The sequence below is a fragment of the Nitrospirillum iridis genome, assembly GCF_014205765.1.
In the GTDB taxonomy this organism is placed as follows: Bacteria; Pseudomonadota; Alphaproteobacteria; order Azospirillales; family Azospirillaceae; genus Nitrospirillum; species Nitrospirillum iridis.
This window is the reverse complement of record NZ_JACIIZ010000001.1, coordinates 606,629-633,017: the sequence shown is the minus strand read 5'-3', so window position 1 is coordinate 633,017 and position 26,389 is coordinate 606,629. Positions and strand designations below refer to the sequence as shown.

29 protein-coding genes are annotated in these 26,389 nt (G+C 66.3%); 5 read left to right on the top strand and 24 right to left on the bottom strand.

Annotation, left to right across the window (positions count from 1 at the left end; translation table 11 throughout):
• Positions 1 to 4: 4 nt before the first annotated feature.
• From FHS74_RS02835 to FHS74_RS30865, 4 genes are read right to left on the bottom strand one after another with little or no spacing between them, the layout of a single operon-like run.
• Positions 5 to 682 (bottom strand): HAD-IA family hydrolase, encoded by a 678-nt coding sequence (locus FHS74_RS02835; RefSeq protein ID WP_184797177.1) that lies wholly within the window; start codon positions 680 to 682, stop codon positions 5 to 7.
• 2 nt (positions 683 to 684) lie between these two features.
• Complete coding sequence (locus FHS74_RS02830) at positions 685 to 1,698, bottom strand: RluA family pseudouridine synthase (protein ID WP_184797176.1); 1,014 nt, start codon at positions 1,696 to 1,698, stop codon at positions 685 to 687.
• Positions 1,695 to 2,075, bottom strand: a complete 381-nt coding sequence (gene crcB, locus FHS74_RS02825; protein WP_184797175.1) for a fluoride efflux transporter CrcB — start codon at positions 2,073 to 2,075, stop codon at positions 1,695 to 1,697. The genes FHS74_RS02830 and crcB overlap by 4 nt, the downstream gene beginning before the upstream one ends.
• On the bottom strand, positions 2,072 to 3,046 hold the full coding sequence (locus FHS74_RS30865; protein WP_184797174.1) for a hypothetical protein: 975 nt from the start codon (positions 3,044 to 3,046) through the stop codon (positions 2,072 to 2,074). The genes crcB and FHS74_RS30865 overlap by 4 nt, the downstream gene beginning before the upstream one ends.
• 206 nt (positions 3,047 to 3,252) lie before the next feature.
• Here FHS74_RS30865 and FHS74_RS02815 point away from each other — a divergent pair, with 206 nt between their 5' ends.
• Positions 3,253 to 3,714, top strand: coding sequence for a hypothetical protein (locus tag FHS74_RS02815; protein ID WP_211106039.1), 462 nt, complete (start codon positions 3,253 to 3,255; stop codon positions 3,712 to 3,714).
• A 48-nt stretch (positions 3,715 to 3,762) separates the two neighbouring features.
• Here the strand turns inward: FHS74_RS02815 and FHS74_RS02810 are convergent, their stop codons facing one another.
• Entirely contained in the window at positions 3,763 to 4,272 is a 510-nt protein-coding gene (locus FHS74_RS02810; protein ID WP_184797172.1) for a heme-degrading domain-containing protein, read from the bottom strand.
• A gap of 94 nt (positions 4,273 to 4,366) precedes the next feature.
• Positions 4,367 to 5,176, bottom strand: a complete 810-nt coding sequence (locus FHS74_RS02805; protein ID WP_184797171.1) for an OmpA/MotB family protein — start codon at positions 5,174 to 5,176, stop codon at positions 4,367 to 4,369.
• A 242-nt stretch (positions 5,177 to 5,418) separates the two neighbouring features.
• Between FHS74_RS02805 and FHS74_RS02800 the strand changes: the two genes are divergently transcribed.
• Together FHS74_RS02800 and FHS74_RS02795 are read left to right on the top strand one after the other, a co-directional pair.
• Positions 5,419 to 6,753 (top strand): EAL domain-containing protein, encoded by a 1,335-nt coding sequence (locus FHS74_RS02800; protein ID WP_184797170.1) that lies wholly within the window; start codon positions 5,419 to 5,421, stop codon positions 6,751 to 6,753.
• 105 nt (positions 6,754 to 6,858) lie between these two features.
• A complete protein-coding gene (locus FHS74_RS02795; RefSeq protein WP_184797169.1) occupies positions 6,859 to 8,646 on the top strand; it encodes a tetratricopeptide repeat protein in 1,788 nt (595 codons plus the stop codon).
• Positions 8,647 to 8,956: 310 nt separating this feature from the next.
• On the opposite strand, the gene FHS74_RS02790 is transcribed toward FHS74_RS02795, so the two are convergent.
• Positions 8,957 to 9,247 (bottom strand): hypothetical protein, encoded by a 291-nt coding sequence (locus tag FHS74_RS02790; protein ID WP_184797168.1) that lies wholly within the window; start codon positions 9,245 to 9,247, stop codon positions 8,957 to 8,959.
• Between the two features lie 291 nt (positions 9,248 to 9,538).
• Entirely contained in the window at positions 9,539 to 9,667 is a 129-nt protein-coding gene (locus FHS74_RS30860; RefSeq protein ID WP_281384598.1) for a hypothetical protein, read from the bottom strand.
• 281 nt (positions 9,668 to 9,948) lie between these two features.
• Between FHS74_RS30860 and FHS74_RS02785 the strand changes: the two genes are divergently transcribed.
• Together FHS74_RS02785 and FHS74_RS02780 are read left to right on the top strand one after the other, a co-directional pair.
• Positions 9,949 to 12,057, top strand: coding sequence for an FUSC family protein (locus tag FHS74_RS02785; RefSeq protein ID WP_184797167.1), 2,109 nt, complete (start codon positions 9,949 to 9,951; stop codon positions 12,055 to 12,057).
• Between the two features lie 85 nt (positions 12,058 to 12,142).
• Positions 12,143 to 13,117: a squalene cyclase gene (locus tag FHS74_RS02780; RefSeq protein ID WP_184797165.1), complete on the top strand. Its 975-nt coding sequence runs from the start codon at positions 12,143 to 12,145 to the stop codon at positions 13,115 to 13,117.
• On the opposite strand, the gene FHS74_RS02775 is transcribed toward FHS74_RS02780, so the two are convergent.
• The 16 genes from FHS74_RS02775 to rpsH all read right to left on the bottom strand — a co-directional run bounded on the left by FHS74_RS02775 (position 13,114) and on the right by rpsH (position 26,386).
• Entirely contained in the window at positions 13,114 to 14,466 is a 1,353-nt protein-coding gene (locus FHS74_RS02775) for a replication-associated recombination protein A (protein WP_184797163.1), read from the bottom strand. The genes FHS74_RS02780 and FHS74_RS02775 overlap by 4 nt on opposite strands.
• A 564-nt stretch (positions 14,467 to 15,030) precedes the next feature.
• Positions 15,031 to 16,299, bottom strand: coding sequence for a 2OG-Fe(II) oxygenase (locus FHS74_RS02770; RefSeq protein ID WP_184797161.1), 1,269 nt, complete (start codon positions 16,297 to 16,299; stop codon positions 15,031 to 15,033).
• 205 nt (positions 16,300 to 16,504) lie between these two features.
• Positions 16,505 to 17,941, bottom strand: a complete 1,437-nt coding sequence (locus tag FHS74_RS02765; protein WP_184797352.1) for a DegQ family serine endoprotease — start codon at positions 17,939 to 17,941, stop codon at positions 16,505 to 16,507.
• Between the two features lie 81 nt (positions 17,942 to 18,022).
• On the bottom strand, positions 18,023 to 18,274 hold the full coding sequence (locus FHS74_RS02760; protein ID WP_184797159.1) for a hypothetical protein: 252 nt from the start codon (positions 18,272 to 18,274) through the stop codon (positions 18,023 to 18,025).
• 256 nt (positions 18,275 to 18,530) lie between these two features.
• Positions 18,531 to 18,953 carry a 50S ribosomal protein L17 gene (gene rplQ / locus FHS74_RS02755; RefSeq protein ID WP_184797157.1) on the bottom strand — a complete coding sequence of 141 codons (423 nt, stop codon included), beginning with the start codon at positions 18,951 to 18,953 and terminating at the stop codon, positions 18,531 to 18,533.
• A gap of 186 nt (positions 18,954 to 19,139) precedes the next feature.
• Entirely contained in the window at positions 19,140 to 20,156 is a 1,017-nt protein-coding gene (locus FHS74_RS02750; protein ID WP_184797156.1) for a DNA-directed RNA polymerase subunit alpha, read from the bottom strand.
• A 228-nt stretch (positions 20,157 to 20,384) separates the two neighbouring features.
• On the bottom strand, positions 20,385 to 20,783 hold the full coding sequence (rpsK, locus tag FHS74_RS02745) for a 30S ribosomal protein S11 (protein WP_004273656.1): 399 nt from the start codon (positions 20,781 to 20,783) through the stop codon (positions 20,385 to 20,387).
• A gap of 19 nt (positions 20,784 to 20,802) precedes the next feature.
• Positions 20,803 to 21,171, bottom strand: coding sequence for a 30S ribosomal protein S13 (gene rpsM, locus FHS74_RS02740; protein WP_184797155.1), 369 nt, complete (start codon positions 21,169 to 21,171; stop codon positions 20,803 to 20,805).
• A 425-nt stretch (positions 21,172 to 21,596) separates the two neighbouring features.
• Positions 21,597 to 22,244: an adenylate kinase gene (locus FHS74_RS02735; RefSeq protein ID WP_184797154.1), complete on the bottom strand. Its 648-nt coding sequence runs from the start codon at positions 22,242 to 22,244 to the stop codon at positions 21,597 to 21,599.
• On the bottom strand, positions 22,241 to 23,575 hold the full coding sequence (gene secY / locus FHS74_RS02730) for a preprotein translocase subunit SecY (RefSeq protein WP_184797153.1): 1,335 nt from the start codon (positions 23,573 to 23,575) through the stop codon (positions 22,241 to 22,243). The genes FHS74_RS02735 and secY overlap by 4 nt, the downstream gene beginning before the upstream one ends.
• 179 nt (positions 23,576 to 23,754) lie before the next feature.
• Positions 23,755 to 24,228, bottom strand: coding sequence for a 50S ribosomal protein L15 (gene rplO, locus FHS74_RS02725; RefSeq protein ID WP_184797152.1), 474 nt, complete (start codon positions 24,226 to 24,228; stop codon positions 23,755 to 23,757).
• Positions 24,229 to 24,261: 33 nt separating this feature from the next.
• Positions 24,262 to 24,453 carry a 50S ribosomal protein L30 gene (gene rpmD, locus FHS74_RS02720; protein WP_040848399.1) on the bottom strand — a complete coding sequence of 64 codons (192 nt, stop codon included), beginning with the start codon at positions 24,451 to 24,453 and terminating at the stop codon, positions 24,262 to 24,264.
• Entirely contained in the window at positions 24,453 to 25,055 is a 603-nt protein-coding gene (rpsE, locus tag FHS74_RS02715) for a 30S ribosomal protein S5 (protein ID WP_145729964.1), read from the bottom strand. Before rpsE ends, rpmD begins: the two co-directional genes overlap by 1 nt.
• Positions 25,056 to 25,067: 12 nt before the next feature.
• A complete protein-coding gene (rplR, locus tag FHS74_RS02710; RefSeq protein WP_184797151.1) occupies positions 25,068 to 25,430 on the bottom strand; it encodes a 50S ribosomal protein L18 in 363 nt (120 codons plus the stop codon).
• Positions 25,431 to 25,441: 11 nt separating this feature from the next.
• Positions 25,442 to 25,975 carry a 50S ribosomal protein L6 gene (gene rplF / locus FHS74_RS02705; protein ID WP_184797150.1) on the bottom strand — a complete coding sequence of 178 codons (534 nt, stop codon included), beginning with the start codon at positions 25,973 to 25,975 and terminating at the stop codon, positions 25,442 to 25,444.
• 12 nt (positions 25,976 to 25,987) lie between these two features.
• A complete protein-coding gene (gene rpsH / locus FHS74_RS02700; protein ID WP_004273660.1) occupies positions 25,988 to 26,386 on the bottom strand; it encodes a 30S ribosomal protein S8 in 399 nt (132 codons plus the stop codon).
• Between the last annotated feature and the right edge of the window lie 3 nt (positions 26,387 to 26,389).

The window sequence follows — 26,389 nt, the reverse complement described above, 5'->3', positions numbered from 1 at the left end:
CGGCTTAAACCCGGATCAGGGCCGCCACCGCCGCCGGCACCTCGGCATAATCGTGACAGACATGGGCGGCCCCCGCCGCCAGCAAATCCGCTGGCGCGTGATAGCCCCAGGCCACGCCCAGCGCGGCCACGCGGGCGTGGCGCGCCATTTCCATATCATAGCTGGTGTCGCCGATGACCACGGTGGTGGCGGGATCGGCCCCCGCCTCCGCCATGGCGCGCAAGGCCATGTCGGGGGCGGGTTTGCCCGGCGCGCGATCCGCCGTCTGCAGGGTGAGGAAACGTCCGTTCAGGCCGTGATGGTCCAGCGTCGCGACCAGGCCCCGGTGCGACTTGCCGGTGGCGATTCCCAGCAGGAAGCCCGCCGCCTCCAGCGCGTCCAGCGCCTCCACCAAGCCGGGGTACAACGGTTCCACCGTCCCTCCGTGGGCGCGGTTTTGATGGAAGGCCCCTTTGTAAACGGCGGCGATGCCGGCCACCGCCCCCAAATCCGCCCCTGGCGGCAGGAGGCCCAGGATGGCCACCTCCAGCGACAGGCCCACCTGGCGCCGCACCGCCTCATCAGGCGGCGGGGCCAGACCCTGGCTGGCGAAACCGGCCGCCATGGCGGCGATGATGGCGTGCTGGCTGTCCACCAGCGTGCCGTCACAGTCGAACAGGGCCAGGCGGTTGGCGCCGGCCATGATCAGGCAAAGCTGGCGAACGGGTCGCCATCATTCATATCGAAGCCGAAATATTCCCAGGTCTGGGCCATGTGGGGCGGCAGCGGCGCGCTCACGTCGATGGGTTTGCCGCCGCGCGGGTTGGGAATGATGATGCGGCGGGCATGCAGGTGCAGCTGGCGCGGCAGCGCCGCCCCCCCGGCCAGGAAAGCCTCCTGCCCGGCATATTTGCCGTCGCCCAGGATGGGCGTGCCGATGGCCATCATGTGGGCGCGCAGCTGGTGGGTGCGCCCGGTGAGCGGCCACAGCGCCACGAAGGCGGCGTGGCGGTGCGCGTTCTCCACCACCTGGTACAGCGTGACGGCGCGGGCGCCCTCCCCCTCATCCACGGCCATGCGCTCGCCCCGGGTGCCGGCCTCCTTGGCCAGGGCGGCGTCGATCTTGCCCTGGTGCTGCTTGGGCACGCCCACGGTGACTGCCCAGTAGTATTTGCGGGCGTCGTGGCCACGGAAATATCCGGCCAGCCGGGTGGCGGCGAAGCTGGTCCGGGCCAGCACCAGGCAACCGCTGGTGTCCTTGTCCAGGCGGTGGACCAGCTTGGGCCGTTCCTTGCCGTCGAAGGTCAGCACGTCCAGCATGGCGTCCAGATGCTTGTTCTGGCCGGTGCCGCCCTGCACCGCGAGGCCGGCGGGCTTGTTGAGGACGATGACGTCGGCATCGCGGTACAGCACCGCGTCGCGCAGGGCCTTGACCTCCTTGTCCGACAGCAGGGGGCGCGGCTTGCGCGGAGCGGCGTCCGGGTTCAGGGGCGGCAGTTCGGGCATGGGTGGAATGCGCACGGACTGCCCGGCCACCAGGCGCGTGGCGCCCTTCACGCGGCCGCCATCCACCCGCACCTGGCCGGTGCGCAACAGCTTTTCCAGCTGGATATGGCCCAGCAGGGGGAAATGCCGCTTGAACCAGCGGTCCAGACGCATCTCCGCCTCATCCGCGGTCACCAATCGCGTCTCGACCTTACGGCCACCCTCTTCACTCATGACACCACCGCACGTACCAGGGCCAAGCCCACGAAAAACCCACCGACGCCGACCATCAGCGTCGCCATGACATACACCATCGCCAGCGCCCAGTCGCCCCGCGACGCCAGCGCGCCGACATCCAGCGAGAAGGAGGAGAAGGTGGTGAACCCACCCAATATCCCCACCGCCAGGAAGGCGCGCAACTCGGGCGACGGGCTCCACACCCGGCCGGCCGCCTCCACCAGCACGCCCATGAGCAGCGAGCCCACGACGTTCACGAACAGGGTGCCCCAGGGAAAGCCCTGCCCCAGCAACCGCCCCAGCCACACCTGCGCCAGATACCGCAGGACCGAGCCCAGGGCGCCGCCCAGGGCGACGACGACAAGCTGGTTCATCCCCCACCCTCGATGCCGGTGACGCCGAAAATCCATCCTTCGCGCCGCGCCGTGTCGGTGTCCAGCCCCTTGGGCGCCCATACATCGTCGCGCGCGGCCCAGCGCATCATGCCGGCGGCGGCGATCATCGCATCCCCGGCGTGGTCGTCAAAGACCGCCGGCACCTCCGGCCCCGCATGGCAGCCCACCCGCGCCAGCGCCGCCGCCATGCCGGCCCAGTCGCGAATCTTGGCCAGGCCATGCGCCTGGCGCCGGAACAGCGTGGGAAAGATTTCCGCCACCACCGAGCGCGCCCGGCCCTCCGGCCCGGCCAGCGCCTCCGCCGGCCAGACCGCCAAATCGTCGCCCAGACGGGCCTTCAGGTGGCGCAAGGCGCGCATGCCGGCAAGCGAGGCCTTGCCCACCTGCTTGGACGCGGCCGCCAGATTGAAGACCGACACGGGATTGCCAACGCCGGTGCGGGCGGCCACCAGTTCCACCAGACGCCGCTTGCCGCCCCCCTCCCTATCCGTCCAATGGGCCGGCCGTGGTCCGGCCAGCCAGTAACTGGGGCGCAAGCGCGGGTCCGACAGGGCGGGCGTGCCGCAGAAATCCTCGGCGGCCGGTCCCCCGCCCGCCGCCGCCTCCACCAAATCCCAGAGGCCGAACAGATCGTCCACGCTCGGAACACGGCCATCGAGGTAGCCTTCCCCCTCCACATAAGGCAGGGAGAAGCCGCAATCGATGCCCACCAGGGCACGGGTACCCGCTTGCCCATGGGCGATGAGCCGGCCGGCCACCCAGTCCATCGCCTGGCGACGGCTCCAATGACGGCCGGGCGGCGGGACCAGATGAACGGCATCCCCCACCAGACCGGACGCCGCCCCGCCCAGCGGCCCCCCGCCCACCGGCGCCGCATACGCGATGGCGATACCCCGCGCGGGCGAGGCACCCGTCCAGTCGATGCCGATATATTCGTCAAAGGCCGCCACCGCCGCCCCCTCCCCAGCCTCTTGATCATCCCTTATAGGCTTCAGCCACGCCCGATGTGGTACTACCGGGCATGGGCCCGCGCTTTTCAACCACCCCACCCTTGCCCTGTCTGCAAAGGACGCGCGCGAGGTGGGCGGGCAGGCAACAGTTGGCAGGACGGTCCCACGTGGTAAGCTGTATGACCGTCGCTGCGGAGTTTTTTCCCGTGTTCGCCCGTACCTGGTTCGCCCGCGCTTGCGCGCCCTCCGCCCGCCTTGTCCCTGTCCTGGGATTGGCGGCGCTCGCCGCGACGGTTCTGGCCGCCCCGCTGGCCCATGCCCAAGCCACCGCCCCGCAAGCGGCGGAGGCGCCGAACGCCGGCGCGCCCAAGCCGGGTCTGGACAAGAACGGCCTGCCCACCTCCGTGATCAAGGTGTCGGCGCCGCCCCAGGACCCGGACGCCGTGGCGCCGCCCCGCACCGAGGGGCCGGTGGATGAGATCATCATCACCGCCCCCCAGTTCGGCAGCCGGGAAGAGGTCGAGGCCTTCCACAAGGCGGAGTTCGAGCGCCTGGACAAGCTCTACGGCAAGCATGAGGAAAAGCGCAGCCGGGGTGACACCCTGACCAAGTCGCCGGAGAGCAACACGGGCACCACCCGCGACGGTCCCATCACCCTGGATCGATAAGGTCCCTGGGCGCCAGGGGCACGGAAGCGCCACCCGCTTGGGCCGCCCTCACAGCGCCAGCGTGGCCAGCGTGATATCGCTGATGTCACGCCCCTGCACATGGGCCAGCGCCGCCATGGCCAGTCCGTGGTCATCCCGTTGCGGCAGGCCGGAAACCGTCAGCGCGCCAACGCAGCCTGCCCCCTTGACCACCAGCGGCACGCTGCCGCCATGGCTGGCGTAGTCGCGAAGCGGCAGGCCGCTCTTGATCTCCAGGGTCGTGCCCTGCTGCGCCAGGTTCAGGCCGATGGCATAGGAACTGCGGACGAAATGCAGCGCGGTGTTGCGCTTGCGCCGGACCCAATCGTCATGGTCGGGCGTGGCCGCCCCCACGGTCAGGCGCAGCATCTGCTGCCGGTGCAGCGACACGTCGACCACCAGCACCGCCCCCTCTGCCAGCACCAACCCGGCCTGACGCAGCCAGCATCCGAGAGCCCAGGCCTCATCCTGCCCGAAACGGTCGAACACCAGACGCCGCTCCTGCGCGGCGATCCGGCGCAGATCTTCTTCATGGGACATGGGGCGGCTTTCCTGCTGACGGATGTAAAGCATTTCATACGCCTGGGGACGCCCCTCGCGCCATAGGTCCCCGCGCCATCGGGACGACCAGCCTCTACCGCTCCACCACGATGGTCACCCGGCGGTTGGCCGCGCGATCGTGGACGTCCAGAGGTCTGGTGTCGGCATAGCCCACGGCCCGCAGCCGTCCGGGTTCCACGCCATCGGCGATCAGTTCGCGCACCACGGCGCTGGCGCGGGCGGAGGAAAGCTCCCAGTTGGTGGGGAAACGTGCGGTGGCGATGGCGACGTCATCCGTGTGTCCCTCGATCGTGACAAGGCCGGGCAGCGTGCCAAGGCTGTGGGCCAGGGCGGCCAGCAGGCCGCGCCCCCGGGCCGCGAGGTCGGCCTTGCCGGACGCGAAGAGGATGCGGTCCTTGATGGCGATGGTCAGCCGCCGATCCGTCAGATTGATATCCAGATTGGCGCTCTGACCCGCCGCGTCGAGTTGCGCCAGCATGGTGCGCATCCCCGGGGTCAAGGGCGACGCCCCTTCCGCCCCCCCGGCCACCGGGCCCGTCTCCTCCAGCCCCGCCACCGAGGCCACCGGCCCGGTCTCCCCCGACGCGGCGGGCGCGGGACAGTCCTGATCCGCCCGGGCCACCGCGACCATAGGCGATTCGGCGGGGGCAAGCCGGCCCTTCATGCCCAGGATGGCGACCATGCCCAGGAACACGATCATCAGCAAGGTCACCATGTCCATGTAGCTGATGACCCACTCCTCCGACTCCTCCGGCGGCGGCGACACGGTGGTGAAGGGTTCCAGCTTGGGCCGACGCGGGGGAGCGGCCACCCGGGGAGCGACGGTCGCCCCACCAGCCTGGGGAGCCCCCTCCGCGGGGACTCGATTCCAAAAATCAGCCATCGACCTCTTTCACCAAAACGACATCGCTATCCATCGGCGGAGCGTAGGAACATCGCCGCCGCCTGAAACGGCGAGAGCCCTCCTTATAATTGAAATTTTGAAAACTATGTTCTTGAGCATATATTTATAAACGCCTGGCGCGTATTGACCTGAATCAATCAGCGCGGACCAAGCTCTACAATATGATGTTATCTGTCCGGACGGACCCAAAGCCCGCATAATTACACGATGGCAAGCCCGAAATGGCCAGTAAAAATCAAAATATATCGCCAGAATCTTCAGTAATATTGCAAAATAAGGACCGTTCGCGCGCGGCTATTCTTGATCTGTCGCGCGTCGTCGACGCCAACGAACCCGTCATTCAGAGAATTGTGAATACGGAACTTCATACCGTTACCGGAGGCGCGGATGACGCCCTTGGTATTAATACTTATAGGGTAGGCCGCTACGGCTGGCTTCTGATCGGTAATATGAAAAGCCTGCCGGCTTTATTGACGGCCACAGACCGTATCAGCCAGGTTTTCGCCGAAGCCCATCAAGGCAAGGTCGATGTCCATTGGTTCGATCTTCCCCGGGAGGCCAAGCCGCTGGCCGCCTGCCTGCGCATCCTGGCGGACGATCGCCCCATCACCAGTCCGTCGCCGCTTACGGAGGACGTCATCGGCTTCTTGCGCGTTGAGCGGGCGCTGCACAATGCCGACCTGTCCTCGTTGATCCGCCATCACCCCATCCATCGCGTTGAGGAGGGCGGGGCGTTGGTCCCGGTCATGCTGGAACAGACGGTCGACCTGACCGCCCTGGAAAAGATGTTCAACGTAACCATCCTGGCGTCACCCTGGATGTTGGCGCGGGTGACCGAGCTCCTGGATAGACGGATGTTGCGCCACCTCTTGCACGAGCAGACGCCGCCCCGGCTGCCCATCGCGGTCAAGCTGCATACCGGGACGATGCGTCACACGGATTTCGCCACGCTGCTGGACGAGTTGCCGGCGCATTGGCATGGCAACCTGGTGATCGAACTGCCCTACGCCGAGTGGCACGCCGCGCCGGACGCGGTGAAAGAGGCGCTGGCCATAGGGCGAAAACGTCAATGCGTGATCGCCCTGGACAACGTCCCGGTGGATCATTCCGCGGAGCCACCCCTGCCGGACGACATCCTGTTGCGTTTCACCACGGCCGCGGCACCCACCGGAACCTCGCGTAAGACACCAGCCTTGCATCCTCATGCCACCGCCCGCGGCGCGGAGTTGAAGGCCCTGATCCACAATCTCGGGGCGGACAGGTGCATCCTGACGCATTGCGACAGCCTGGCGCTGGTACGCCAGGGGCTGGATGCCGGGTTCCGCCTGCTGCAAGGGCCGGCCGTCAGTGACTTCGTGGAAATGCGGAATGAGTTGTCGCCCGCGCCGACCACCACGGCGGAAGCCAAGGCCGCCCCTGAGGAAGAAGACGGGCCGGCCGGCGAGGCCAACGCAGGCGCAGCGGCCCCGGCCAGCTTCATGACCCGCGCATTCCGCTGGCTGGGCCTGGGCTCACCGCTGGACAAGGACGCGGTTCACACGAAGACCGGGGGATGATGAGGCGGGGCCCATCATCCCGCGCAACCGGAGCCGGGGTGGCCTATCCCTTTGGGGCAGGGTATTACTAGGCCCATGGAGCAGGAACCCGTCAGGGCCCGGAGTATGCGCACCGTCGGCGAGGTCCTGGCGGTGGCGCTGGAGCATCACCGGGCCGGCCGCCTGGCGGATGCCTGCGCGCTCTATTCCTCCCTGCTGGCGCAGGAGCCGGAGCAGCCGGACGCCCTGCACCTGCTGGGCGTGGCCACCGCTCAACGTGGCGGGGCGGTCGAGGCGGAGCCGCTGATCGCCCGCGCCATCGCCCTGCATCCCGGCGTGGCCGATTTCCATGCCAACCATGCCCAGGTGCTGGACACGCTGGGCCGCACGGATGAGGCGCTGACAGCCTATACGCAAGCCCTGCGCCTGAACCCGCAGCATCCAGACGCCCTGCGCAACATGGCCCGCCTGCTGGCGCGGATGGAGCGGCTGTCCGCCGCCGCCGACGCCCTGCGCGCCTGTGTGGAGCGGGCACCGGACGACCTGCCCACGGTGGCCGAACTGGCCCGCCTGTGCGAACGGCTGGGCCGTGGGGCCGAGGCGGAGGGCTGGTATCGCCACATCCTGACGCGCGATCCCTTCCACAGCCTGGCGCTGAACAATCTGGGGGACCTGAAACGCCGGGCCGGTGATACGGCGGAGGCCGTCAGCCTGCTGGCCCGCGCCGTGGCGGCCGCCCCCGACGCCCCCCTGCCCCGCTGCGCCCTGGCGCACACCCTGACCAGCCTGTGCCGCTTCGAGGAAGCGGAAGCGCATCTGGTGGAGGCGACGCGGCGCCGACCGGACGCCATGCTGCCCCACCGCGACCTGGGTGTGCTGCTGCGCCTGCTGGGCCGGACGGAGGAGGCGCTGGCCGCCTTCCAGATGGCGGTGGCGCTGGCGCCCGATGAGCCGGCCGCCAATTTCGGCATCGCCCTGTGTCTGTTGCGCCTGGGCCGCTATCGCGAAGGCTTCGGCCTGTACCACTGGCGCTGGCCCTCGGTCGCGCGGCCGCCCCGGCACCAGGGCCTGCCCGCCTGGGGCCAAGATGCACCCGCCGCGCTGCGCCTGCTGGTGTGGCATGAGCAGGGGGTGGGCGACACGCTCATGTGCCTGCGCTTCCTGCCCTTGCTGGCCCGCGCCGGTGCCCGCTTGACCATCGAGGTCCCGGCCGGCCTGGCCCCCTTGGTGGCGGCGCAGGGCTATGGCGCGGTCGTCGTCGACGCCCAGACGACAGCCCCCGGCACCGGCTCCACATCCCCCCCGCCCTGGGATGCCCAGGCGCCCCTGATGGACCTGCCGGCCCGCTTCTGCCCCGAGCCCGCCACGGTGCCGTGGGCCGGCCCCTACCTCAAGGCCGACCCCGGCCGCAAGCTGCGCTGGACGCAGATGCTGGGACCCAAGCGGGGCCTGCGCGTGGGCCTGTTCTGGCAAGGGAACCCGGATTTTCCGGACGACCATTGGCGCTCCCCCGGCCTCATCCCCCTGCTGCCCTTGCTGAACGTGGCGGGGGTGGAGTTCGTCTCCCTGCAGATGGGCCCGGCCAAGGCGGCCCTGACCGACCCGGGCGTCCCCCCCGGCCGCATCCGCGATGCCGCCGCCTCCATCCGCGACTGGGCGGACACGGCGGCGCTGATCGCCGGGCTGGACCTGGTCATCGGGTCGGACAGCGCCTGCATCCACCTGGCCGGCGCGCTGGATGTTCCCGCCTTCCTGCTGCTGTCCTCCACCACCGATTGGCGCTGGCACGACAGGGGCGAGACCAGCCCGTGGTATCCGTCCCTGCGCCTGTTCCGGCAGAAGCGCCTGGGGGATTGGGTGGCGCCAGTGGCGGCGGTGAAGGCGGCGTTAGAGGTCTTCGCCCAACGGCAGTAAGTCTCCGTGCGATTTAAGTTATCACCCATCCCCTGGATGCAATTGCCCGCCACCGCCCCATAAACCTCACAAGCATATACTCCGAATTAGAGCGACGGCACGTGTCGCCCGCATTCTCCCTGCTGGTCGATGCGTTGCGCCGTCGCGGGCAGCACACCTGAAGGTGCCTGGAAAAGTGCAGGGCCATCGCCTTCTGGCCGGACATTGGCCTTCCGTCTGCCGTGTCACGCCATGCTGGGGACAGTGTCGCCGCGCAAGGGGGCCGCCGCGCCATCCCCATTGAGGGACGGCGCGGCGGCTGCCGGTCACATCAGCTATAGACCTGCATGTCGATGACGGTGCCTGGGCCGCTGCCCTGGGTGGCAAACAGGACGTTGTATTTGTTCTGCTGCGCGAACTGTGCAGACGCGAATTGCGCCTCGGTCACGGTCAGGTTCGGATGGAAGACCCCGTTGCTGTCCAGCGCGGCGATCATCAAGGCCGGATAGCCCGGCGTGGACATGTTGCAGGTGACGGTGACCTGTGCCCAGAAGGAGTCGCTGGTGTTGGTCGTCGCGGCCGCTTCGGAGGGCTTCTTGATCAGGGCAGTAATCGCGGACATGTTTACGCTCCATTTACTTATGGGTTGATGATGTTTTGGTCGCCCTGGCAAGTCGCCAGGACGAGAGAAATTTAGCAGGCCAAATCCACGCCTGTTCTTCTGAAATTCTTCTCGGTTGCAACATCTTGAGACAAAACATGTTTCTGGGATTACATAAACAAAACGATACATTCCTCTGCGCGTGTGCGCCCCAGCCGGCGGGCGCCTGGCGACCTCCTGCCGGGCTGCTGGAACAGGGCGGTGGCGGCCCGCGCGGTCACGGGCCACCGATCCCCGTCGGGCCGATCCCCGTCAGAACGTCTCGCGCACCACGAAGCGGATGTCCCGGCCCCGCATCACCACCAGGTCCTTGTTGAGCGCCACGGCATTCCGTTCGGTGGCGTCCGTCAGGTTGTGAGCTGGTACCAGGAAAGTGGACATATCGTTAAGCTTGGGTTTTGCTATCTGCCAACGGAGAGAGGACAGCAGAGCAATGCCGGCCCTGACCGCGCGCTGGTTCCAAATAGTCACGCCCGCCCCCCTCAAGCGTCCGTTCCGTTGATGCCCATTCTGGCGCCGTTCCCTCCACCCGCGAGACTTTTCGAGCCCCGGGGCGCAAACCTGCCCGCATGGCAATACCGCAATGCACATATCAATGCTGCATCTGCGAACGAGCCTAGGATAACGTTGCCATAACCCATTGTTCGCTTGCTTGAGTGCCCATGTCCCACGCCCACACCGTGCCCACCGACCGTTCCTCCCCGCTGGGCCGGCTTGCCCGCTGGCTACAGGCCCGGTCGTTCGCGCTGACGCCGGAGCAGATCGGTATCGCCGAGGGAGTGCGCGCCGCCACGGCGGTGGCGCTGATGGTGACGCTGGCGCTGTACCTGGACCAGCCCATCCTGTCCTGGGCGGCCTTCGCCGCCTTCTGGGCCTGCCTGGCCGATCCGGGCGGGCCGTTCGGCGTGCGTCTGCGCGCCATGGGCGGGTTCGCGTTGATCGGCACGGTGATGGCGGGCGCCATCAGCGCCGTGGCGGCCCTGGGCCATGCCTGGGCGGCGCCGGCGCTGTTCGCAGCCCTGTTCCTCTGCTGCCTCAGCCGGGTCTACGGCCCGGCCGCCACCCAGGTGGGTGTGCTGGCCTGCTGCGTCGCCGTGGTGGCCGTGGGCTATCCCAGCGCGCCCCTGGACGCGCTGCGCCTGTCTGGCGTGTTCCTGGCGGGCAGCGGCTGGGCGGTCGTCCTCTGCCTGCTGGTCTGGCGCATCCACCCCTATGCCCCCGCCCGCCGGGCCGTGGCCGCCATCTATTCGGAGCTGGGCGACATGGCGGCGGAACTGCTGGCGCTGCACAGCAGCGGCGCCACACAGGATGCGCGCTGGAAAAAGCATGCGGCGGAGCATCGCCGGGCGGTGCGCGACACCATAGAGCGGGCCCGCGCGGCGGTGGCGCGTTTCTCCGCCGGACGCGGTGCCGGCGGTGACGTTCGCCAGGCGCTGCTGGCCGCCATCGAGGCCGGGGAGCGCATCTTCGCCGGTCTGATCGCCCTGGGCTTCGACCTGGAGCCCCATGCCACCGGCACCCCCACCGACGCCGACACCCTGCCGCTGCGCCAGCTGCGCGCCGCCCTGACCCGCACCAGCCGGGAGGTGCAGCGGTCCGAACCCGACCGCGCCCTGGTCGCCTATGAGGCGGAAGTGCTGGACCGCGTCGCCCGGCCGACGCTGGACCTGGTGGGCCGGGTGGCGCAGGTCTGCGCCCAGGCGCTGCACGACCTGACGCAAGCCTGGGCCCCGGCGTCCGAGCCGGAGGCGGCCCCGTCCGCGCGGCTGGCGGAAGAAGCGCATCGTCGGCGCCTGACCCCGGCGCGGGCCCTGCGCCTCGCCCTCAGCCCATCCTCCCCCATCGCGCGCCACGCCCTGCGCGTGGCCCTGGTGGTGACGGCGACCTACACCGTCACCGCGTATCTGGACGTCGCCTACGCCTACTGGGCCACCATGGCCGCCGTGGTGGTGATGCAGCCGCAAGCGGCCACCACCTGGCCCCGCACATTGGAGCGGGTGGTGGGCAGCGTCACCGGCGGTGCCGGGGCGGCCTTCCTGGCGGTGGCCCTGCCGACACCGCTGTGGCTGCTGGCCGCCATCTTCCCCTTGGCCGCCGCCACCATCGCGCTCCGCTCCGTCAGCTACAGCCTGTTCGTCACCTTCCTCACCCCCCTGTTCGTCCTGGTGGCCGACCTGCTGCATCCGGACGTCACCGGGGGCGAAGGCATCGCGCTGGCCCGCGCCTTCAACAACACGCTGGGCAGCATCATCGGCCTGGCCGGCTGTCTGATCCTGTGGCCGGAGCGGGAGCCCAAGAGCTTTTCCCAGCGGCTGGCGGCGGCCGTGGAAGCCAACATGCGGTACGCCACCCTGGTGGTGCGGGCGGGTCAGACGCCCTATGCCGAGATCGACGCCGCCCGCCGCGCCGCCGGCCTGGCAAGCACCGCGGCCGAGGTGACACGCCAGCGCATGGTGCTGGAAGGTCGCCGCCGCCGCGCCCACCTCGATGAGGCGGCGGCCCTGCTGGAAACCCTGCGCCGCCTGGCCGGTGCCGCCACCGTCGCCTGGCTGGACGAACGCACCGACCCGGGCCCCCCCGACGCCCGACGCATCGGCTATTGCGAAGCGGCCACGCTGCGTCTGGGCGCGCTGGTGCGGGGCGTTCCAACGCCGGACAGCGCCCTGGCCCGCGAGGGCGAGCCGCCGGACGACATCGCCCGCGCCGTCACCCATGTGGTGCAGGCGGCCAAGGACTACGCGCGCGCCATGGCGGCCAACGCCAGGACCTGAATCCCCACACGGGTGGCGGTTTTCAAAGGTGGCCGTTTGCGGCACTCTGGCCCGGCCCCCTGCCGCAGCGGAGATGAGGTCGTCCATGCCCCACCCCGACCCCGTGATCGACTGGCTGCTCCAGACCGATCCGGCCATCCGCTGGCAGGTGATGCGCGACCTGCTGGACGCGCCGGAGTCGGAATGGGCGGCGGAGCGCGCCAAGGTGGAGACGGAGGGCTGGGGCGCCCGGCTGCTGGCCTGCCAGGACGCCGATGGCCAGTGGGCCGGCGGCGCCTTCTTCCCCGCCGATTTCACTCCGCTGGAATGGCATCAGCACGGCCAGCCCTGGACCGCCACCTGCTTTTCCCTGTCCCAATTGAGGGAGTTCGGCCTGGACCCCGCCTCCGATCGCGCCCGGCGCACCGTGGCGCAGGTCGGCGCCCATTCCCGCTGGGACGAGGGCGGTCAACCCTTCTGGCAGGGCGAGGTGGAGGAGTGCATCAACGGTCGCACCGTGGCCGACGGCGCCTATTTCGGCGTTGATGTCGCCCCCCTAGTCGAGCGGCTGGTGGGGGAACGGCAGGGGGACGGCGGATGGAATTGTGAGCGCGCCAGCGGTTCCGCCTGTTCCTCCTTCGCCACCACCCTCAACGTCCTGGAAGGGCTGCTGGAATATGAGCGGGCCAGCGGCGGCACGGCCGCATCGCGGGGGGCGCGACGGACCGGCGAGGAATACCTGCTGGCGCGCCACCTCTTCCGCCGCCTCAGCACCGGCGGGGCGGCCGATGCGCGGTTCCTGGATTTGTTGCACCCCAACCGCTGGCGCTACGACATCCTGCGCGCGCTGGACTATTTCCGCGCCGCGGCCCGGTTGACCGGCGCCCGCCCCGACCCCCGTCTGGCCGAGGCCATCGGGCTCCTGCGCGCCAAACGGCGGGAGGATGGCACCTGGCCCCTGGACTGGGCGCTCCGGGGGCGGGTGTGGTTCGACGTCAATGAAGGCCCGGGCAAGCCCTCGCCCTGGGTGACCTTGCGGGCGTTGCGCGTGCTGAAATGGTGGGATGGCGTGGGCGCCTAACCTTCACCGCCCTCGCCCCCTTCGCCTCCAGCCGCCCGCTGGCGCAGCTTGGCCCAGTACTCCTGGCGCTTCTTGATGTCGCGTTCAAAGCCACGCTCCACCGGCTGGTAGAACTCCCGCCGGGCCATGCCGTCGGGGAAATAGTTCTGGCCGGAGAAGCCATCCGCCGTGTCGTGGTCGTAGTTATAGCCCTTGCCGTAACCCAGTTCCTTCATCAGGCGGGTGGGCGCGTTCAGGATGTGCTTGGGCGGCATCAGGCTGCCGGTCTCCTTGGCCGCCCGCTGGGCCTGCTTGATGGCCATGTAGGCGGCGTTGGATTTGGGCGCCGTGCCCAGATAGATGACACACTGGGCGATGGCCAGTTCCCCCTCCGGGCTGCCCAGCCGCTCATACGCGTCCAAGGAGGCCAGGGCCTGGACCAGGGCCTGGGGGTCGGCCATGCCGATATCCTCGCTGGCGAAACGCACCAGGCGGCGGGCGATATAGCGCGGGTCCTCACCGCCCGCCAGCATGCGGGAATACCAGTAGAGCGCGGCGTCGGTATCGGACCCGCGCAGCGACTTGTGGAGCGCGCTGATCAGGTTGTAGTGCCCCTCCTGCGCCTTGTCGTAGAGCGGCATGCGCCGCTGCACCGCCACGGTCAGGGCGTTGGTGTCCAGCGGCTCGACGTCGCCCCCCGGCCGCTCCGGCACCACGGCGAAGATTTCCTCCACCAGGTTCAGGAAATAACGGCCATCACCGTCCGCCATGGCCTTCAGCGCCGCCCGCGCGTCCTCCGTCAATGGCAGGGGCCGGCCCTCCTCCGCCTCCGCCCGGGCGATGAGCTTCTCCAGCGCCTCCTCGCCTAAGCGGTTCAGGACGAAGACCTGGGCCCGGGACAGCAATGCGGCGTTCAGCTCGAACGACGGGTTCTCCGTCGTCGCCCCCACCAGGGTGACGGTGCCGTCCTCGACATAGGGAAGGAAGCCGTCCTGCTGCGAGCGGTTGAAGCGGTGGATCTCATCGATGAACAGCAGGGTGCCCTGGCCCGCCTGCCGCCGCTGCCGGGCCGCCTCGAACACCTTGCGCAGGTCGGCCACGCCGGAGAACACAGCGGACAGGGGCTCGAACGCCAGCGTCGTGGCCTGGGCCAGCAGCCGGGCGATGGTGGTCTTGCCACACCCCGGCGGCCCCCACAGCACCATGGAACTGAGGCGATGGGCCGCCACCATGCGGCCGATGGGACCCTTGGGGCCCAGCAGATGCTCCTGCCCCACCACCTGGTCCAAGACCGTGGGCCGCAGCCGGTCCGCCAGGGGGCGCGGCGCCTCCGCCTCGAACAGGGAACCCGATCCGCTCTTCACCGCCATGACGCCCTATCCAGGATAAACGACCCATCGGGATACAAACCCGGAACACCATGCCAGACCGGCGAGGCGCTTGGCATGGTCCTTTTGACTGGGCCGCCGCTAGCCACTTCTGCAGTCTCTCAGGCAGAGTGGTCTATAGCCGAGTCAGTCCGCGAGCAGCTCAACGCCCAAAGGCGCACGAATAAGCGGCAGACTACGCTCGTTCGCCGAATCCGACGGCGATCCGGTTGGAACAACCAGAAGCGATTCCGCCTTTAAGGGATTTATCCCGACGCGCCTGGGCGGCGATCGCGAGCCCCCTGTTTCCGACGTTCTCTTAATAGTTGGGCCGCACCAGGAGGGCCCAAAGCTTTCCGATGAATGCCTTCAGATAGGCCGATGCACACATTCCGCACCCTGCCGAGCCGCCCGTGTCCAAATCGGTCCGCCCCTGCAGCCAGCACAGATGCAATGAACAACCATAGAAGCAATTGGGGAGGTTGATGGACGACGTGGAGGATATGACCAGCAGGCACCAGATGCGATCAAAGGACTTGATCCACCCGGTGCCGCTGCCCAAGCCTCTTAGAGGAGACGAATTTCATTCAAGAGATAAGCCAGCCGGCGCTCATCATCCGTTCCGTGCAATTCCTTGGGCACGAAGTTGACATCACAGGCCAGTTCAACCTTGAAACGCGACCCCGCGCCAATAGCCAAAGGCATTTCAAGGACGAAAGATTCGTTTTTGTCCACCGTGTGAGAGTAGGCCTTCCCATCAACAGTAATCGTAAAATTACGGGGACCTATAGGAGAATTCGGCGTTATATAGCCTCCGATGGACAACAAGGACAATGGCGCCAAAGCCTCCAGCTCCACCGAAAACTGATTCCCCACCCAGTCATCGTGATAGACCGCACCAACTGCCTTGCCTACCTGCTTTGCAAAGCCGACAATTGGCAGCTTAATCCGAGAAAGAAGTTCAAGGAAATTCCTCTCAAGCCCACTGATGCGCCGCCCCGTAACCTCCTCGGCTTTCTGATAGAGCTCAATATAGTTATCACGCTGCCGAACCGCAGACTTAATCTCCACGACATCTTTTGATGTTAGAGTATACCCCTCCACAAAACGTTTCGAGAGCGGCCTTTGCACATAGAATGTACCATGATTTCCCGCAATTTCATGCGCAGGCCGTTCCTTTGTGTATAAATACACCGAAAGGCATTTACGGCTATTATTACGCTGGCTTGCTTCGGGCAGGTTGATCCTGGGGAAACCGTGCCAGCTTATCTCATTGGTTTCAAAGATTACAGCACGGTTAAAAATAGGGGAAAACGCGTTAATCTGATTATTATCAGGATCCCGCGGATTGGAATGAAGCTCGATCGCCCCGCCCCAATCGTCATTCCAATCCTTATTCAGGTACAGAAGCAGATTTGCACGTCTATGGACAACGCCATCACCCACGGCGATGGCGTTGAAATCAATGTGCGGATCCAGCTCCTGCCCGTGCAAGTTCTCGTGGGTACCGCCGCCGAACATCGTCGGATCCGCTATCAGGTTTTCGATACCCGTGATAGCGGACATCGTGTCGAGAAATTCCGCAGACAGCAAATAGCTATAAATTCCGGCATAAAATGGACTAATGTCCGCTAGCCGAGTATGAACAGCCTTCCGCCCAACGTTCCCATATTCATCAATAGCCTTAGAGGGGTCAAAAGAGGGAAAGTCCCTAAGCAGGGACTCGGCAGCTTCATCGGTAAAAAATTCATCGATGCAGACGTGCTTGAATGGCGTTGACCCAACAAAAGACTTACGAATATCCGCCGATCTTTTGATCACTTTTTCTGATATCATTCCCCACCCCGATTTCCAAGAGAATCATAGATAAGTAGACAGGCTGCAGGCGCCACCCTGTATGTACCAAAAGCAAATTAACCCGTACACTCCAATCAACTTGGGATGAACGAGCCCCCAACTCATTAGCCTGAACGTGCACGCAATCACCCTTCCGCCGGCGCAGGAAGGGGGTGACACTCCACTTCATGGTGCGGACCGACCATCAGCCCCCGACGCTCAGCGTCAGCACCTGATCGCCCCGGCGGACGGCCAGGTCCCAGCGGCGCTGCGGCTGGTCCACCACCCGCTTCAGGTCGGCCACCCGGGTGATGGGCTGGCCGTTGACCTTCACCACCACATCGCCTGGCTGGAAGCCCAGGGCCTGGGCGGTGGTGCCGGGCTGCACCTTCAGCACGATGACACCGTCCGACGTGCCGGCGTAGCCCACCTCCTCGGCGAGCGCCGGATTGATGTTGGCGACAGTGGTGCCGGCGAAGGGCTGGCGGCCCTGCAACGTCGCCTCGTCCCGGGGCGGATCCTCCGGAGGCCCCATCAGCTTCACCGGCAGCTTGGTCTCGGCCCCCTTGCGGACCAGCGTAAGGGTGGCGGTGCCGCCCACGGGCAGCAGGGCGATGCGGTAGCGCAGGCTTTCCGGATCATCGACCAGATGGCCGTTCACAGCCGTCACCACATCCCCCACCTTCACGCCGGCCTGTTCCAATGGCCCTTTGGGATTCAGCTGGTTGATCAGCACGCCCTGCGGCCGGGGCAGGCCCAGGTTGGTGGCCAGTTCCTGGGTCACCGGCTGACCGCTGGCGCCCATCCAGGGCCGCACCAGCTTGCCGCCGCTTTCCACAGCCGTCACGACGGAGCGCACCATGTCCGCCGGGATGGCGAAGCCGATACCGACCGAGCCGCCACTGCGCGAATAGATGGCTGAATTGATGCCGGCCAGCTTGCCGTCCATGGTGATCAGCGCGCCGCCGGAATTGCCGGGGTTGATGGCGGCGTCGGTCTGGATGAAGAAGTTGAAATCGGAGACGCCGACACCGGTGCGGGCGAGCGCCGAGACGATGCCGCTGGTCACCGTCTGGCCCACACCAAACGGGTTGCCGATGGCCAGGACCAGATCGCCCACCTGTATCGTATCGCTGTCGCCCAGATCCAAGGTCGGCAGCTTCTCACCCTTGGTGTCGATGCGCAGCACCGCCAGGTCGACCTTCTCATCGGCGCTCATCACCTTGGCCGGGAACTCCCGCCGGTCGGCCAGCACCACGGTGATCTGGTCGGCATCCTTGATGACGTGATCGTTGGTGACGATCAGGCCGTCGGGACGGACGATGACGCCTGAACCGAGGGAGGACTCCACCCGCTCGCGCGGGACACCGCGAAAGGCGTCACCGAAGAACTGCCGGAAGAACGGGTCCTCCATGAAGGGGGACGCGCGTTGCTTGACCACCCGGCGGCTGTAGATGTTGACCACCGCCGGCGCCGCCCGCTTCACCAGCGGCGCGTAGCTGAGCGTGATCTGTTCCCGGCTTTGGGGCACCTGCTGGGGCGCCGCCTGCTGGGTCTGGGCGGAAGCCGCCAGGGGCGAAAGGGCCAGCCCGGCGGCGACGGCCGCGTAAGCGACGCGGGAGAGGACGCGGCGGCCGGCCATGGGCCGGAACAGGGGAGCAAGCTTCACGGGAGACAACTCTGCGTCTGATCGAAACGAAGGGGGTCTGGGCTGAGATAGGGTTCAGCCCGGGTCGCCGCAACGGTTCAGGCAGGATTTTAAGTCGCGCTGGCACATGCCGTTGTTCAGCTCGGGCGTATGGTCGCTCTGCCCCGCCTTGGTGTCGCCGCAGACCTGGCTGTCGCGGTTGCAGCGGGCCACGCAGGCCGCGTGGCTATCCAGCTTGCCCTCGCGTTGCGACGGCAACGCCATGCAGCCCGACATGCCCACCAGCAACAGCATCGCCGCCGCAGCCTTCATCCCCAAGATACGCACGGTTTCATCCTCCTGTCCGTCATGCCGGTGCGCCAACCGTACCGGCGATGGACGGGCCGCAGGATGCGCGATTTGGCCCCCGCCCGTCGAGATCCGAAAACGGGGAACGGTCCTCGGCCCTGTATCCTTACACGGTCATACCCGTGCCCATGGTCGCGCCGGATGGCCAACGAACGGCCGCCGCGACCATAAGAAAAGGGGCGGACCCTCGCGGATCCGCCCCCTCCCACTTTTCCGGAACCGAAACAGCCTAAGCTCAGGCCGCCTCTTCCTCGCCCTCGACCACCTGGACCGGACCGCTGTCCTGGCCCTTGGCGGAAACGTCACGATCCACCAGCTCGATGACGGCCATGGCGGCCATGTCACCGTAGCGGAAGCCGGCCTTCAGAACGCGGGTGTAGCCACCCTGACGGTCCTTGTAACGCTCGGCGATCGTGGTGAACAGCTTGTCGACCATGACGTTGTCGCGCAGCTCGGCGAACGCCAGGCGGCGGTTGGCGAGGCCACCCTTCTTGCCCAGCGTGATCAGCTTCTCGACGATCGGCCGCAGGTCCTTGGCCTTCGGCAGGGTCGTCTTGATCTGCTCATGCTTGATCAGGGCATTGGCCATGTTGGAGAACATGGCCAGACGGTGGGTAGAGGTCTTGCTGAACTTACGTCCGGAAACGCCGTGACGCATGGTGCTTCTCCTTCATGTCCGGGTGTCGGATGCCGACACCGATGACGAACCCCGTGGCGCCCGCCTTTGCCCCCTCGGACTTGCATCCTGGAGGGGCGCCGGACGGTACGGCGGGGGTGGGCCCTATGCCCTGAAATCCCGCGCCCCGGCGTGATGCCGAGGGGCGGGAAACTCATAAACCTGAGATCAGTACGGCTCTTCCAGACGCTTGGCCAGGTCCTCGATGTTCTCAGGCGGCCAGTTCGGGATTTCCATGCCGAGGTGCAGGCCCATCTGGGACAGCACTTCCTTGATCTCGTTCAGCGACTTGCGGCCGAAGTTCGGGGTGCGGAGCATTTCCGCCTCCGTCTTCTGCACCAGGTCGCCGATGTAGACGATGTTGTCGTTCTTCAGGCAGTTGGCCGAACGGACCGACAGTTCCAGCTCGTCCACCTTGCGCAGCAGGTTCTTGTTGAACGGCACCTCGTCGGACTTCTCCGACGCGGTGACGGCCTGCGGCTCCTCGAAGTTGATGAACAGCTGCAGCTGGTCCTGCAGGATGCGGGCGGCGATGGCCACGGCATCCTCAGGCGTCACGGCGCCGTTGGTCTCGATCGACAGCGACAGCTTGTCATAGTCGGTGCGCTGGCCCAGACGGGTGTTCTCCACCTTGTACGCCACCTTGCGGATGGGGCTGTACAGGGCGTCGATCGGAATCAGGCCGATGGGCGCGTCTTCCGGACGGTTCTGGCTGGCGGGGATGTACCCCTTGCCCTTCTCGACCGTCAGTTCCATGTTCAGGCGGGCACCGGCGTCCAGGGTGCAGATCACCAGGTCCGGGTCCATCACTTCGATGTCGCCCGTCACCTCGATCATGCCGGCGGTGACTTCCTTGGGCCCCTCGGCGCGCAGGCGCAGCCGCTTCGGGCCCTCGCCCTCCATCTTCAGACCCATGTTCTTGATGTTCAGAACGATGTCGGTCACGTCCTCACGGACGCCGGGGATGGAGGAGAATTCATGCAGGACGCCATCGATGTGGATGGCGGTGACCGCCGCCCCCTGCAGGGACGACAGCAGGACGCGGCGCAGGGCGTTGCCCAGGGTCAGGCCAAAGCCACGCTCCAGCGGGCCGGCAACGATCGTGGCCTCGCGGCGCGGATCGGCACCGACGTTCACGTCGAGCTTGCTGGGCTTTTCCAGGGTCTGCCAGTTCTTCTGAATCACGGGTAGCTGCCTCTAATGCCATCAGGAGGACACGACACCCGGTTTCACCGCTGCCTGGCGTGGAGGAAGGCGCCGGCCCAAAGACCGGCGCCTTCTCCTGGTGCCAGACCACCTCCCCCATGCGTGAACGTCCGCGATGGCATGCGGACGCCCGTCCCGGGGCGGCGGGGAAACGCGGAAGCGTTGGGCCGGAAGGGCCCGCGAAGGGCCCTTCCGTAATCGGTAGAATCAGACGCGACGCTTCTTCGGCGGGCGAACGCCGTTGTGCGGGATCGGCGTCACGTCGCGGATGGACGTGATCTGGAAGCCGACCGACTGCAGGGCGCGCAGGGCGGACTCGCGGCCCGAACCCGGCCCCTTCACTTCCACTTCCAGGGTGCGCATGCCGTGTTCCTGGGCCTTGCGGCCCGCGTCTTCGGCGGCCATCTGGGCGGCGTAGGGGGTGGACTTGCGCGAACCCTTGAAGCCCATCATGCCCGACGAGGACCAGGCGATGGTGTTGCCCTGGGCATCGGTGATGGTGATCATGGTGTTGTTGAACGAGGCGTTCACATGCGCCACGCCCGAGGTGATGTTCTTGCGCTCGCGGCGACGAAGCCGGGCGGCAGAAGCATTGGGCTTTGCCATTTCTTATCAGTCCTTCAGCTTACTTCTTCTTACCGGCGATCGGCTTGGCCGGGCCCTTGCGGGTCCGCGCGTTGGTGTGGGTGCGCTGACCGCGGACCGGCAGGCCCCGACGGTGACGCAGACCACGGTAGCAAGCCATGTCCATGAGCCGCTTGATGTTCATGGCGACGGAGCGACGCAGGTCGCCTTCGACCGAATAGTCGCTGTCGATGACTTCGCGGATACGCAGGACTTCGTCGTCGGTCAGCTGATGCACGCGGCGCTCCAGGGGAATGCCAACCTTGCCGCAGATCTCCTTCGCCATGAAGGGACCGATGCCGTGAATGTACTGAAGGGCGATCTCCACCCGCTTCGCGGTGGGAATATTAACGCCAGCGATACGCGCCACGCGCTCTCTCCATCTTTCATGCCCGTCCCGGCATTGTCGCCAGGACGGTGCGATCTTCGTCCACACCCCGCCTGAACACCGGCCCCCGTGGCGGGGATGACCGACGAACTTCGAGGCATCTCATCCGAAGAAGTCCCGGAAATCCGGGATCTCCAAATGCACATACGAACCAACCCCGCCCCGCCACCTCAAAAGGCGCAGGCCGAAGCCGGTTTTCCGAATCCCTCCCAAGCCGCGAAGGCACGGGATTGATCGGATGCGGGAGTATACGCAGGCGCGACCACATGTCAACAGCGCCAGCGAGGGTACCGCCCCTCTCTAAACGCACGCGATCGAGTGGGGGGGGGCCAACGTGGAAAAGGCCGCCTCCCCTCCCGGGGAAGCGGCCCTTCCTTAGTCATCCCATCGGCATCCGCCCAGGGGACTCAGACGCCGAGGATAGCTTCCAGCTGCCGGGTGACCTCGTCGATCTCCGCCATGCCGTCGACCTGCTTCAGCACGCCCTTGCCCTTGTAATAGGGCAGGATGGGCGCCGTCAGCGCATGATACTCAGCCAGACGCTTGGTGAAGGTCTCGGCGTTGTCATCGGCGCGACGCTTGAATTCGGTCGACCCGCAGATGTCGCAGACGCCGGCGACCTTGGGCTGGTGGAAGGAGTCGTGGTAACCGGCGCCGCACTTGGCGCAGGTATAGCGCCCGGTCACGCGCTCCACCAGGGCGGCGTCGTCGACCACCATCTCAATGATGTGGTCGAGCTTCAGGCTTTTCTCCGCCAACATGCGATCCAAAGCTTCGGCCTGCGGAACCGTACGGGGAAAACCGTCCAAGATGAAACCCTTGGCGCAATCCGGCTGGGTGATGCGGTCGGCGATCATCTCGACCATCAGCGCGTCCGGCATCAGCTTGCCGGCACCCATGATCTCCTTGGCCTGAGCGCCCAGCGGGCTGCCGCCGGCGACCAGCGCCCGCAACATGTCACCCGTCGACAACTGCACCAACCCGAACTTCCGCTCTAGCCGCTGCGCCTGCGTCCCCTTGCCGGCACCCGGCGGCCCCAGAAGAATCAGGTTCATCCACGCCTCCCCTTTAGCTTCGCCTTCTTGATGAGGCCTTCATATTGATGCGCCAGCAGATGCGAATGGATCTGGGCCACCGTGTCCATGGTCACCGTTACCACAATCAGCAGGCTGGTGCCGCCAAAATAGAAAGGTATCGCGTTCTTCGCCATCAACAATTCGGGCATGAGGCAGACGATCACCAGGTAACCGGCGCCCAGCACCGTCAGGCGGGTCAGAACGAAATCCAGGTAGTCGGCGGTATTCTTGCCCGGGCGGATGCCGGGGATGAAGCCCCCGTACTTCTTCAGGTTTTCCGCCGTCTCGGTCGGGTTGAACACGACCGCCGTGTAGAAGAAACTGAAGAAAACGATCAGCGCCATGTACAGCACGATGTACAGCGGCTGGCCATGCGTGATGTAGCGGGCGACGGTCTGCAGAATCTGCGGCCCACTACCACCGGAGAACCCGGTGACGGTGGCCGGCAGCAACAGGAGCGAGCTGGCGAAAATCGGCGGAATGACGCCCGACGTGTTCAGCTTCAAGGGCAGGTGCGAGGCTTCGCCACCGTACACCTTGTTGCCGACCTGGCGCTTCGGGTACTGCACGATCAAGCGACGCTGGGCGCGTTCCATGAACACGATGAAGAAGATCACCCCCACCGCAACCAGCAGCAGCAGCCCCAGCAGGCCGAAACCGATGGCGCCGGTGCGGCCCAGTTCCAGCAACTGCATCAGCGCCTTGGGCAGGGCCGCCACGATGCCGGTGAAGATGATCAGCGACGTGCCGTTGCCCACGCCCCGGGCGGTGATCTGCTCACCCAGCCACATCAGGAACATGGTGCCGCCCACCATGGTGACCACGGTGCTGATGATGAAGAAGGGACCGGGATCGATCACCGTGCCACCCTTGGCGCCCTGCAGCGCCACGGCCAGCCCGTAGGACTGGAAGATGGCGAGGATGACGGTGCCGTAGCGGGTGTACTGGTTGATCTTCTTGCGCCCCGCCTCGCCCTCTTTCTTCATGGCCTCAAGGCTGGGGATCACGGCCGTCAGCAGCTGCACGATGATGCTGGCGGAGATGTAGGGCATGATGTTGAGCGCGAAGATGCTCATGCGCTCAATGGCGCCACCCGCGAACATGTTGAACATGCCCAGGATGCCGCCCTTGGCCTGGTTGAAAACATCGGCGAAGGCCTGGATGTTGATGCCCGGCAGGGGAACATAGGTGCCCAGGCGGAAAACGATGAGCGCTCCCAGGGTGAACCAGAGCCGCTTCTTCAGTTCCGTGGCCTTGGCGAAGGAGCCGAAATTAAGATTGGCGGCGAGCTGCTCGGCGGCTGAAGCCATGGAATCCGTTCCTATCGAGGCGCCCTATATGGCGCGGCACAGACGGTACAAAAGGACAAAAGAAAAGGGACCGTCGCCGGTCCCCCTGATGGGTCCCACCCCAGATGGGGAGACCTGCGGCAGAAAGAAAGACGGCCGACGCTCGCTTTTATCACGAACGCCGGCCGCACTTCCTTAAATCACTCGGCAGCAGCTTCGGCGGGCACCTTGACGGAACCACCAGCGGCTTCCACGGCGGCCACGGCCGCGGCGGAGGCGCCGGCGACGTCAAACGCCACCTTCGCGGTGATGCTGCCCTTGGCCAGCAGACGCACACCGTCGCGGGTAGCGCGCACCAGGCCGGCACCCACCAGGATCTCGGCGGTGATCACGTCGGCGGCGTTCAGACGGCCTTCATCGATGGCCTTCTGCACGGTGCCCACGTTCACCACCGCGTAATCGGTGCCGAACAGATTGTTGAAACCACGCTTCGGCAGACGGCGATGCAGGGGCATCTGACCGCCTTCGAAGCCATTGATCGACACGCCGGAACGCGAGGTCTGACCCTTCACGCCACGGCCGCCGGTCTTGCCCTTGCCGGAGCCGATGCCCCGACCAACCCGGGTGGGCGCCTTGCGGGCGCCCGGGTTGTCGCGAATATCCGTAAGCTTCATGACTTTATCCCTTCAAGCCGTATCGGGAAGGCCTCAGGAGGCCTTCTCGACGCGCACGAGGTGCTGCACCTTGGCGATCATACCGCGGACCGAAGGAGTATCCTCCAGCTCGCTGGTACGGTGCAGCTTGTTGAGACCAAGACCCACCAGCGTCGCCCGCTGGTCCTTCTGGCGGCCGATGGGGCTGCCGATTTGGGTCACGATGACGGTGTTCTTCTCGCTCATCACGCGCTCTCCTTCACCTCGGCACCGGCCTCGCGGCGGCCCAGGATGTCGCTGACGCGACGGCCACGGCGAGCGGCGACGGCGCGGGGGCTGACGCACTGGGACAGGGCGTCGAAGGTCGCCTTGATCATGTTGTGCGGGTTCGAGGTGCCGACCGACTTGGTCACGACGTCCTGGACGCCGAGAGCCTCGAAGATCGCGCGCATCGGACCACCGGCGATGATGCCGGTACCGGCGTCGGCGGTGCGCAGCACCACCCGGCCGGCGCCAAAGTGACCATGCACGTCATGATGCAGCGTCCGGCCCTCACGGAGCGGAACGCGGATCATGGAGCGCTTGGCCTGGTCGGTCGCCTTGCGGATGGCTTCCGGCACTTCGCGGGCCTTGCCCGAACCAACGCCGACGCGACCCTTGGCGTCACCCACCACGACCAGGGCGGCGAAGCCGAAACGACGGCCACCCTTCACCACCTTGGCGACGCGGTTAATACCAACGAGCTTTTCTACCAGCTCGCTTTCCTCGCGGTCCCGGGGCGTACGATCCCGGTCTCCGCCACGCTCGCGACCGCCGCTGTTGCCGCCGTCCCTTTCGTTACGTGCCATAATCGCTACCCCTTAGAACTGCAGGCCGGCTTCGCGCGCGGCGTCGGCCAGGGCCTTGACCCGGCCATGGAACAGGTAAGAACCGCGATCGAACACCACTTCCGTGATGCCGGCTTCCTTGGCCCGTTCGGCAATCAGCTTGCCGACGGCCTTGGCCGCCTCGATATCGGCACCGGTCTTCAGCGCCTCGCGCAGGGCCTTGTCGATGGACGAGGCAGCGGCCTTGGTCTGGCCGGCCACGTCGTCGATGACCTGGGCGTAGATGTGCTGGCTGGAACGGAACACCGAGAGGCGCGGACGCCCCTGGCCCAGCTTCCGGACCCGTGTGCGCACCCGCTGCTTGCGGCGCGCGCTCAGAACTTTCGCATTGCTCATGATCGTGCGCCTTACTTCTTCTTGCCTTCTTTGCGGATGATCACCTCGTCCGCATACTTGACGCCCTTGCCCTTGTAGGGCTCGGGCGGACGGTACGCGCGGATCTCAGCCGCGACCTGGCCGACCTTTTGCTTGTCGAACCCGGTGATGGCGATAGAGGTGGGCTTGTCGCACTTCATCGAGATGCCCGCCGGGATCTGATAGCGCACGTCATGGCTGAAGCCCAGGTTCAGGAGCAATTCCTGGCCCTGGACAGCGGCCTTATAACCCACGCCGGTGATCTCGAGGTTCTTGGTGAAGCCTGCATCGACACCCTTGACCATGTTGGCCAGCAGCGTGCGGGAGGTGGCCCAGTTCACGCGAGCCTTGCGGCTCTCCGTGCGGGGCTTCACCACCAGCGCACCGCCTTCCAGCGTGGCGGAGATGTCGTCAACCAGGGTCAAGCTGAGCTGGCCCAGCTTGCCCTTCACGGTGATGTCCTGGCCGGTGACCTGAACGGTCACGCCAGCCGGAACAGCCACCGGATGCTTGCCGATACGAGACATGTGGCCAGCTCCTTAGAACACTTTGCAGAGGACCTCGCCGCCAACATTGGCGGCACGGGCCTCGCTGTCCGACATAACGCCACGCGGCGTCGACAGGATCGAGATGCCGAGGCCATTAAAGACCCGCGGCAGATCAGCGATCTTGGAGTAAATGCGGCGGCCGGGCTTCGACACGCGCTGCACCTGCTTAATGACAGGCTCGCCTTCGTGATACTTCAGCTCGATACGCACGCTATGGACGCCCGGACGAACCGTGTCCAGGGAGTAGCCACGGATGTAACCCTCGCGCTTCAGCACCTCCAGAACGTTGGTGCGCAGCTTCGAGGCCGGGCTGGTGACAGACTGCATGCGGGCCCGCTGTCCATTACGGATGCGGGTCAGCATATCGCCCAAGGGATCGCTCAACGCCATTTC

Coding starts and splice junctions, on each gene's coding strand:
- FHS74_RS02790 (WP_184797168.1), bottom strand. CDS start 9,247: ATGTCCGCGATTACTGCCCTGATCAAGAAGCCCTCCGAAGCGGCCGCG.
- FHS74_RS02765 (WP_184797352.1), bottom strand. CDS start 17,941: ATGGCCGGCCGCCGCGTCCTCTCCCGCGTCGCTTACGCGGCCGTCGCC.
- FHS74_RS02830 (WP_184797176.1), bottom strand. CDS start 1,698: ATGAGTGAAGAGGGTGGCCGTAAGGTCGAGACGCGATTGGTGACCGCG.
- FHS74_RS02795 (WP_184797169.1), top strand. CDS start 6,859: ATGCGCACCGTCGGCGAGGTCCTGGCGGTGGCGCTGGAGCATCACCGG.
- FHS74_RS02770 (WP_184797161.1), bottom strand. CDS start 16,299: ATGATATCAGAAAAAGTGATCAAAAGATCGGCGGATATTCGTAAGTCT.
- FHS74_RS02775 (WP_184797163.1), bottom strand. CDS start 14,466: ATGGCGGTGAAGAGCGGATCGGGTTCCCTGTTCGAGGCGGAGGCGCCG.
- rpsH (WP_004273660.1), bottom strand. CDS start 26,386: ATGGCGTTGAGCGATCCCTTGGGCGATATGCTGACCCGCATCCGTAAT.
- FHS74_RS02780 (WP_184797165.1), top strand. CDS start 12,143: ATGCCCCACCCCGACCCCGTGATCGACTGGCTGCTCCAGACCGATCCG.
- FHS74_RS02835 (WP_184797177.1), bottom strand. CDS start 682: ATGGCCGGCGCCAACCGCCTGGCCCTGTTCGACTGTGACGGCACGCTG.
- rpmD (WP_040848399.1), bottom strand. CDS start 24,453: ATGAGCGAGAAGAACACCGTCATCGTGACCCAAATCGGCAGCCCCATC.
- rplO (WP_184797152.1), bottom strand. CDS start 24,228: ATGAAGCTTACGGATATTCGCGACAACCCGGGCGCCCGCAAGGCGCCC.
- FHS74_RS02810 (WP_184797172.1), bottom strand. CDS start 4,272: ATGTCCCATGAAGAAGATCTGCGCCGGATCGCCGCGCAGGAGCGGCGT.
- FHS74_RS02800 (WP_184797170.1), top strand. CDS start 5,419: ATGGCCAGTAAAAATCAAAATATATCGCCAGAATCTTCAGTAATATTG.
- secY (WP_184797153.1), bottom strand. CDS start 23,575: ATGGCTTCAGCCGCCGAGCAGCTCGCCGCCAATCTTAATTTCGGCTCC.
- FHS74_RS02805 (WP_184797171.1), bottom strand. CDS start 5,176: ATGGCTGATTTTTGGAATCGAGTCCCCGCGGAGGGGGCTCCCCAGGCT.
- rpsK (WP_004273656.1), bottom strand. CDS start 20,783: ATGGCAAAGCCCAATGCTTCTGCCGCCCGGCTTCGTCGCCGCGAGCGC.
- rplR (WP_184797151.1), bottom strand. CDS start 25,430: ATGAGCAATGCGAAAGTTCTGAGCGCGCGCCGCAAGCAGCGGGTGCGC.
- rpsE (WP_145729964.1), bottom strand. CDS start 25,055: ATGGCACGTAACGAAAGGGACGGCGGCAACAGCGGCGGTCGCGAGCGT.
- rplF (WP_184797150.1), bottom strand. CDS start 25,975: ATGTCTCGTATCGGCAAGCATCCGGTGGCTGTTCCGGCTGGCGTGACC.
- rplQ (WP_184797157.1), bottom strand. CDS start 18,953: ATGCGTCACGGCGTTTCCGGACGTAAGTTCAGCAAGACCTCTACCCAC.
- FHS74_RS02785 (WP_184797167.1), top strand. CDS start 9,949: ATGTCCCACGCCCACACCGTGCCCACCGACCGTTCCTCCCCGCTGGGC.
- FHS74_RS02735 (WP_184797154.1), bottom strand. CDS start 22,244: ATGAACCTGATTCTTCTGGGGCCGCCGGGTGCCGGCAAGGGGACGCAG.
- FHS74_RS30860 (WP_281384598.1), bottom strand. CDS start 9,667: ATGTCCACTTTCCTGGTACCAGCTCACAACCTGACGGACGCCACCGAA.
- crcB (WP_184797175.1), bottom strand. CDS start 2,075: ATGAACCAGCTTGTCGTCGTCGCCCTGGGCGGCGCCCTGGGCTCGGTC.